The 6,855-nt window shown below is 73.6% G+C and carries 4 protein-coding genes and 1 pseudogene; 2 read left to right on the forward strand and 3 right to left on the reverse strand.

The features are described 5' to 3' along the window. Positions 1 to 28: 28 nt before the first annotated feature. Both ACWEVN_RS45110 and ACWEVN_RS45115 read right to left on the reverse strand, forming a co-directional pair. A pseudogene (locus tag ACWEVN_RS45110) lies at positions 29 to 2,314 on the reverse strand (AAA family ATPase); the annotation flags it as partial. After that, positions 2,311 to 3,462 (reverse strand): exonuclease SbcCD subunit D, encoded by a 1,152-nt coding sequence (locus ACWEVN_RS45115; RefSeq protein ID WP_452055369.1) that lies wholly within the window; start codon positions 3,460 to 3,462, stop codon positions 2,311 to 2,313. The gene ACWEVN_RS45115 and the pseudogene ACWEVN_RS45110, both read right to left, overlap by 4 nt. Before the next feature lie 226 nt (positions 3,463 to 3,688). On the opposite strand from ACWEVN_RS45115, the gene ACWEVN_RS45120 reads away from it, so the two are divergent. Both ACWEVN_RS45120 and ACWEVN_RS45125 read left to right on the forward strand, forming a co-directional pair. Next, complete coding sequence (locus ACWEVN_RS45120; RefSeq protein WP_091317766.1) at positions 3,689 to 4,603, forward strand: DNA recombination protein RmuC; 915 nt, start codon at positions 3,689 to 3,691, stop codon at positions 4,601 to 4,603. A gap of 587 nt (positions 4,604 to 5,190) precedes the next feature. Further along, positions 5,191 to 6,057 carry a DUF6542 domain-containing protein gene (locus ACWEVN_RS45125; RefSeq protein WP_452055370.1) on the forward strand — a complete coding sequence of 289 codons (867 nt, stop codon included), beginning with the start codon at positions 5,191 to 5,193 and terminating at the stop codon, positions 6,055 to 6,057. An 88-nt stretch (positions 6,058 to 6,145) separates the two neighbouring features. Here ACWEVN_RS45125 and ispH read toward each other — a convergent pair. Next, a partial coding sequence (gene ispH, locus ACWEVN_RS45130; RefSeq protein WP_452055371.1) for a 4-hydroxy-3-methylbut-2-enyl diphosphate reductase occupies positions 6,146 to 6,855 on the reverse strand: 710 nt, incomplete at its 5' end.

The following is a 6,855-nucleotide window of genomic DNA, read 5'->3' on the forward strand; positions in this document are numbered from 1 at the left end:
GAGTTCAGACGTGTCCTCTACCCCGCGGCGCCCGCGCCCGCGGGGCCGCGGCGCCCGCGCGGCCGACGTCCGCCACGTCGTCCGGCGAGATCCCGAACAGGTCCGGCTCGGCCAGCAGGGCCCGCGCGCCCGCGGCGGCCGCCTCGGCCTCGGCGATGCCCTGCTCCAGCTTCTCGATCTGCTCGTCCGGCAGCATCGCGGCCCGAGCCTTCTTCAGCGACGTGAACCCCTTCGCCTGCACCGCCGCCTCGACCAGCGTTTTCTGCTGGGCAACGCGTTCCCGGGCGCCGGCCACCGCCGTCCGCGCCTCCGCGACCGCCTCCAGGGCCTCGGCCAGGCCGAGGAGGTGCTGCCGCCGCGCGCCGACGTCCGCGAACTCACCCCGCCCGGCGACCAGGCGGCGTTCCCGCTCGGCCAGCCGCTCCTCCAGGGCCCGGACGTCGGTGGTGGCTTCGGTCGCCGCCTGTTCGGCCCGCCTCAGCCGTTCGCTCCGGGCTTCCAGGTCGCGCTCCAGCAGCACCACCTGCTGGCCCAGCTTCGCCTTGGCGGCGGCCTGCTCGGTCAGGGCGGCGACGGTGGCGCGGGCGTCCGCCAGCTCGGCGGTGATCGACTCGGCGGTGCGCCCGGCCAGCCGCTCGATCAGCCCGGCCAACCGAGCCTTCGCCTCTTCCAGCGCGACGACGACCCGCTGCCGCAGCACGTCCGCGGCCTGCTCGGCTTCCTCGGCCGCGCGTTCCTCGACCGGGTCGACCAGCTCGACGTCCCGGCTCGCCTTCGCCGGATGGTCGGCCGATCCGCACACCGGGCACGGCGCGCCGTCGGCCAACGCGGCGGCCAGCTCGGCCGCCATCCCGTCCAGCCGCCGCTCCCGCAGGTCGAGCCGCCGCTGCCGGGCCGCCTGGTGCGCGTCGACGACTTCGCGCAGTTTCGCTTCGCCTCGCTGGACTTTCGCCTCGGCCTCGGGCAGTTCGGCCGCGTCCCGCGCGAAGGCGCGCAGCTCATCCACCTTTGCCTTGGCGCCATCGAGCTTCGCCTCGGCTTCAGCCGCGGCCAGGGCGTCCGCGCGCAATTTCGCCAGCTGGCCCGGGATCGCGGCCAGCTCACCGGTCAGCTCCTCGACCTGCTGCTGCGCCGTGACGGCGGCGAGCTTCCGGTCGTCCCGACGCATGACGTCGAGCGCCTGCTGTTCGGCCTCGGCGACCAGCTCGGCGACCACGCCCGCCTCTTCGTGGGCCGTGGCCGCCCGGGCCTTCAGATCACCGGCCGCCCTGGTGCCGAACTCCCGCAGCCGAGCGCCGCGGGCCTTCTCCTCCTGTTCGGCTTCGGCCAGCTCGGCGGCCCGCCTGTCCAGCAAGTCAGCCTCGACGGCGACGCCGGCCGCCCGCCGCGCGGCCGCCACCTCCTGCGCCCACTCGGCCCGCTGTGGCGCCTGCTCGGTGATTTCGAGCAGCCGCAGGTGCGCGTTGCGGACCCGCCGGATCTTCTCCGCGCCCGCGCGTTCTTCCTGGAGGTAGACGTCCGCGCGCTGGGCGGCCGAGCGTGCCCGCTCCTCCTCGGCCGTCACCTGCCCGACGCGGGCCTCCGACGCGTCGAGCACGGTGTCGACCCACACGGCCACGTCCGTCTCGGGTGGCTCCTGCTGGGCCTCCTGCGCGTAGCGGGCCAGCAGCTCCCGGACGTCCCGCTGCCGCGCGTCCAGCTCACGGCCGCGCTCGGCGCGCAGGTCGGCGAACCAGCGTTCGACGTCGGCGAAGCGTTCGGTGCCGAACAGCCGCTCCAGGAGTTTCTCGCGCTCGGCGGTGTCCGAACGCAGGAAGCGGGCGAACTCGCCCTGGGGCAGCAGCACCACCTGGAAGAACTGGGCCGCGGTCATCCCGAGCAGCCGCTCGACCGTGCGCGCGACCTCTTCGATCCGGATCAGGCCCTCCGGCGCCAGCCCGGCGGGCGCCGTGCCGACCCAGCTCAGCGACACCCGCGCCTGCTGGGTGGTCGTGCCCTCACCGCGCCGCTTCGGCCGCTGGTACTCGGGATTGCGCACGATCTTCAGCCGGTGCCCCTGCACGGTGAGCTCGAGCGCGACCTCGGTGACCTGGTCGGGCTCCGCGAGGTCGCAGCGCAAACGCTTGGCCTCGTTGCGGGCGCCGGGAACCACGCCGAACAACGCGAACGCGATCGCGTCGAGCAGCGTCGTCTTGCCCGCGCCGGTTTCGCCGTGCAGGAGGAAGAGACCGTCGGCGCCGAGCACGTCGAAGTCGACCACTTCGCGTGCGCAGTACGGCCCGAAGGCTTCGACCTCCAGCCTGTGCAGCCTCATTTCGCGAGGGCCCCCCGGTCGGCCGCTTCCAGGGCCTGGAACAGGAGCTGCTCTTCGCTCTCGGTCGGCGGGGCGCCGCGGCAGTCGTCGAGAAAGCTGCGCGAGACCTCGATGTCGGACCGGCCGCGGACGGCGTCGGAGTAGCGCAGCGGGGCGCCGGCGTGCCCGCCCGCGGGCTCCCACTCCAGGTGCACCGCGTACGGGAACCGCTCGCGCAGGCGCCGCATCGCGTCGACCGGGCGCACGCGATCGGTGACGGTGACCGACAGGAAGTGGTCTCGGTAGGCGTCGTGCTCCGGGGCCGTCAAGAGGTTCTCGATTTCGCCTTCGAGGGTGGCGAGTTGTCGCGGCACGGGCAGTTCGTGCCGCCGCACCTCGTGCAGGCCGTGCGCGCTCAGGTCGACCAGCCAGACCGATTTGCGTTGGCGCGCCTCGGAAAACGAGTACGCCAGCGGGCTGCCGGAGTACCGCAGGTGCTCGGCGAGCGTCTGCGGGCCGTGGAGGTGGCCCAGCGCCACGTAGTCGACGCCGTCGAAGACCGAGCCGGGCACCTGCTCGACGCCGCCGACCGCGATGGTGCGTTCGCTGTCGGTGGGTTCGCCGCCGGTGACGAACGCGTGCGCGAGCACGACCGAGCGGACGCCGGGCCGGGTTCCGAGGTCCGCACGGATCCGGCGCATGGCCTCGGTGAGCACGCCGGTGTGGCCGCGCGCGTCCGGCACGCCGAGTGCGTGGCGCGCCGGTTCCGGTTCGAGGTAAGGAATGCCGTAGACGGCGACGGCCCCACGAGCGTCTTCGAGCAGGACCGGTTCGGCCAGCCCGGCGACGGTGGTGCGCAGGTGGAGGCCGCCGGCCGCGGCGAATTCCGCGAAGGCGCCGAGGCGGGGTGCCGAGTCGTGGTTCCCAGGCGTGACAACCAGTTGCGCGCCGGCTGCGCGGATCCGGGCGACGGCCCTGGTGGCCACCCGCACAGCCTCGGCGGAGGGGACCGCGCGGTCGTAGATGTCGCCTGCCACCAGGACAGCGTCGATCGCCTCGCCGGCCACGAGGTCGGCGAGGTGCCCGAGCACCGCTTCCTGTTCCGCGAGCAGGTCGGCGCCGTGGAAGGTGCGGCCGACGTGCCAGTCGGAGGTGTGCAGGAATCTCACGAGGGGCAACGGTACGACCCCGCTCCGACGAAATCGCGCAGGCACGCCGCCTTCTCACTCGAACGTGTGTACTAACACGAGCGGGCAAGATCGGACACGCCCTTCGCGGAATCGATGTGTTCGCAGGTCAGCTACCCAGAGCGACGGATCGGGTGCGGTTTTTGTCGGTGGGGTCCGCCATGATGTCTGCGAGCCCCGGAGCTCGGGTTGGCATGGAGGAGGCGAAGTGGCGACAGTGCTGACGACGGCGGCGATCGTGCTGGCGGTCCTGCTGCTGTTCGCCGTCGCGCTGTTGTGGCGGCTGTACCAGGACGGGATGCGCCGGGCGGACGCGGCGGCCCGGCTGGTGGCGGCCGAGCGGGCCAAGGCGGACCAGCAGCAGCTGGCGCTGCGGCGTTACGAGGTGGCGTTCGCCTCGATCAGCGGCCGGGGCGAGCTGGGCGAGCAGGTCCTGGTCGAGACGGCCCGGGCGCTGGGCCTGCGCGAGGACCTGCACTTCACGCTCCAGACGGACTTGGGCGGCGGCGGCTCGGCCAAGCCGGACATGGTCCTGCGCGTGGGCGGCGACCGGACGGTCCCGGTGGACGCGAAGGCGAGCATGGCGACGTGGTCCGAGGCGGTGGAGACGGACGACCCGGACGAGCGGCTGGACGCGTTGCGCGCGCACGTCCGCCAGATCCGCTCCCGCGCGGCCGAGCTGGCGGGCAAGGGCTACCAGCGCTGGGCGGACGCGATCTACGGAACGATCATGTTCGTCCCCTCGGACGCGGCGGTGGTCGCGGCGCTGGACACGGACCCGGAGCTGCTGCGCTGGCTGATCGACCGCCGGGTGTTCCTGTGCGGCCCGACGGGCTTCGGCGTACTGGCCTCGGCGGCGCTGTTCGCGGCGAGCGACCGGACGCTGGAGGCGGACGTGGAGCAGGTCCGAGCCGGCGCGGCGGCCGCCCACCGGGCGGCGGGTGGTGCGGTGGAGGCGTTGAACCTGTCGAGCACGCACCTGCAGCGGTTCCTGTCGGCGCGACGGCGGGAGCTGGAGGCGCTGGAGACGTTCCGGTCGACGGTGGCGCCGTTGACGGAGGCGTCGGGAAGCCCGGCAGCCGTGCCGACGGTGCGGAAGGGAGACGAGCTGGCGGCTAGTTGAGGAGGTGCCCGGGCGAGCGCGTCCGGGGGTCCGGCGAGGCCGGGCCTGCGGGTGCGGGCAAACCCGAGCGCGGGGTGAGTGCGGCCGAAGGTTTCCGGCGGCTGGTCTGGCTTGTGAGCCGGCCAGCGGGTCGGGCGGGCGCGGCCGGGGGTCCCCGCAACGCCGAGCCTGCGGGTCGGCGAGCAAGCCGGGCCGGGGGCAAGCCCACCCCGCCGCCGAGCCGAGCGCGGCCGCCGGCTCGGCGAGCAAGCCCGGCCAGGTGCACACGAGGCGGCAGCCCGGCGGGCCATCGAGCCGGGCGCAACCCCGGCTTGCTGCCAGGCCGAGCGTGGCCGCGGCCGCCTGACCAGCGTATTCACGGATCCGGCCGCCACCGCCTGCCTCTCCACCGGTCAGGCGGCCTGGCCACTCCTCCACCCGTGAGTTGTCGTCGGCGTCCCGCCCGAGGCACCCTTGCTTCAGCGGGCCGCCGGCTCGCTCGCCAGCGCTGTCCCACGCCGCCGGAGGGGGCTCCGCCGGTGGCTGTCGGCCCACGTCGGCGGCGGTGCTGGCAAGATCTTCACAACCACGAGATACGGTGTTGCCCTGTGACCGCGATTCGCGATCGCCAGAGCGATCCAGATGCCGACGACGTCCCCGTTGCGTGGGACGAGCGTCCTGTCGTCGGTTCGAGGCGCGGACTGCCCTGGTGGGCGGCGGTCCTGGTCGGCCTCGGCCTGGCGATCGTTGGCGCCCTCCTGGGCAAGCCCAGCCAGGGCAGCATCCCGGTGGTCTTCACCGTCTGCTACATCGCCGGGGCCGTGATCGCGGTCTGCGCGGTGAAGCGCCGCGGCCTGTTCGGGCCCATGGTGATGCCGCCGCTGGTGCTGGCCGTGACCGTGCCCGGCGTGATCCTGCTGACGTCCGGTTCGCAGGGCGACGACATGCTGTCGAAGGCGCTGAACATCGGCACCCCGCTGATCAACGGCTTCCCCACCATGGCCATCACCACCGGCATCACGCTGCTGATCGGCTTCGTCCGCATCTTCCGCGAGCGCGACCCGGACGCCCCGAAGAAGGGCAAGAAGACCGACGAGCGCGCGAGCGAGCGGCCGCGGCCGGCCGGGTCGAACCGGACCGGGCAGACGCCGCTCCCGCAAGGCGCCCGCCGTGGCCGGGAAGGCGAACCGCCGCCGCGCCGTCCGCGGCCCCCGGCGGACGGCGAACGCCGTGCTCCCCGCCAAGGTGCCCCCGCCGAACGCGACCGCGGCACCCGCAAGCCCCCGCCCGCCGGCCGGCGCACGCCGCGTCCGGACGAAGGCGACCCCCGTCGGCGCGAGCCGCGCGGGGACGCTCCGCGGCGGCGTCCGCGCCCGCCCGAGGACGGCCGTGACGCCCCGCCGCCCCGTCGGCCGTCCGGTGGGCGGAGCACTCCGCCGCGCCGGAACCGTCCCTGGGACGAAGAAGAACGCTGACCCGAGAGCGTGATCAGAGAGTCATCACGCGTGATCGGAGGGACGACACGGCGGCGAGCCGCGGAAGCGACCCGCCGCCGAAGTGGCCTCAGACCTTCCGCAGTTCCTTCGGCGGCGCGAAGGTGATCTTCTCGTTGGCCGTCGTGACCTCGTCGACGTCGCCGTAGCCGCGTTCGGCGAGCCAGGCCAGGAGGTCCATCACCAGCTCGTCCGGGACCGATGCGCCGGAAGTCACACCCACCGTCGTCACGCCGTCGAACCATGCCTCGTCGACCTCGTGCGCGAAGTCGACCAGGTACGACGCCCGCGCCCCCGCCTTCAGGGCCACCTCGACCAGGCGCTTCGAGTTGGACGAGTTCGTCGACCCGACCACCAGCACCAGGTCGCACTCCGCGGCCATGGCCTTGACCGCGACCTGGCGGTTCGTCGTCGCGTAGCAGATGTCGTCGCTCGGCGGGTCCGCCAGACCCGGGAAGCGCTCGCGGAGCTGGTCGACGCGCTCCATCGTCTCGTCGACCGACAGCGTCGTCTGGGACAGCCAGATCACCTTCGACGGGTCGCGCACCTGGACCTTGTCGACGTCCTCGGCCTTGTCGACCAGCTGGACCTTGTCCGGCGCCTCGCCGGCGGTGCCCTCGACCTCTTCGTGGCCCTCGTGGCCGATCAGCAGGATGTCGTAGTCGTCCTTCGCGAACCGGTTGACCTCTTTGTGCACCTTCGTCACCAGGGGGCAGGTCGCGTCGATCGTGCGCAGGTTCCGGTCCGCGGCCTCCTGGTGCACCATCGGCGAGACGCCGT

It is taken from the genome of Amycolatopsis sp. NPDC003861, from assembly GCF_053605405.1.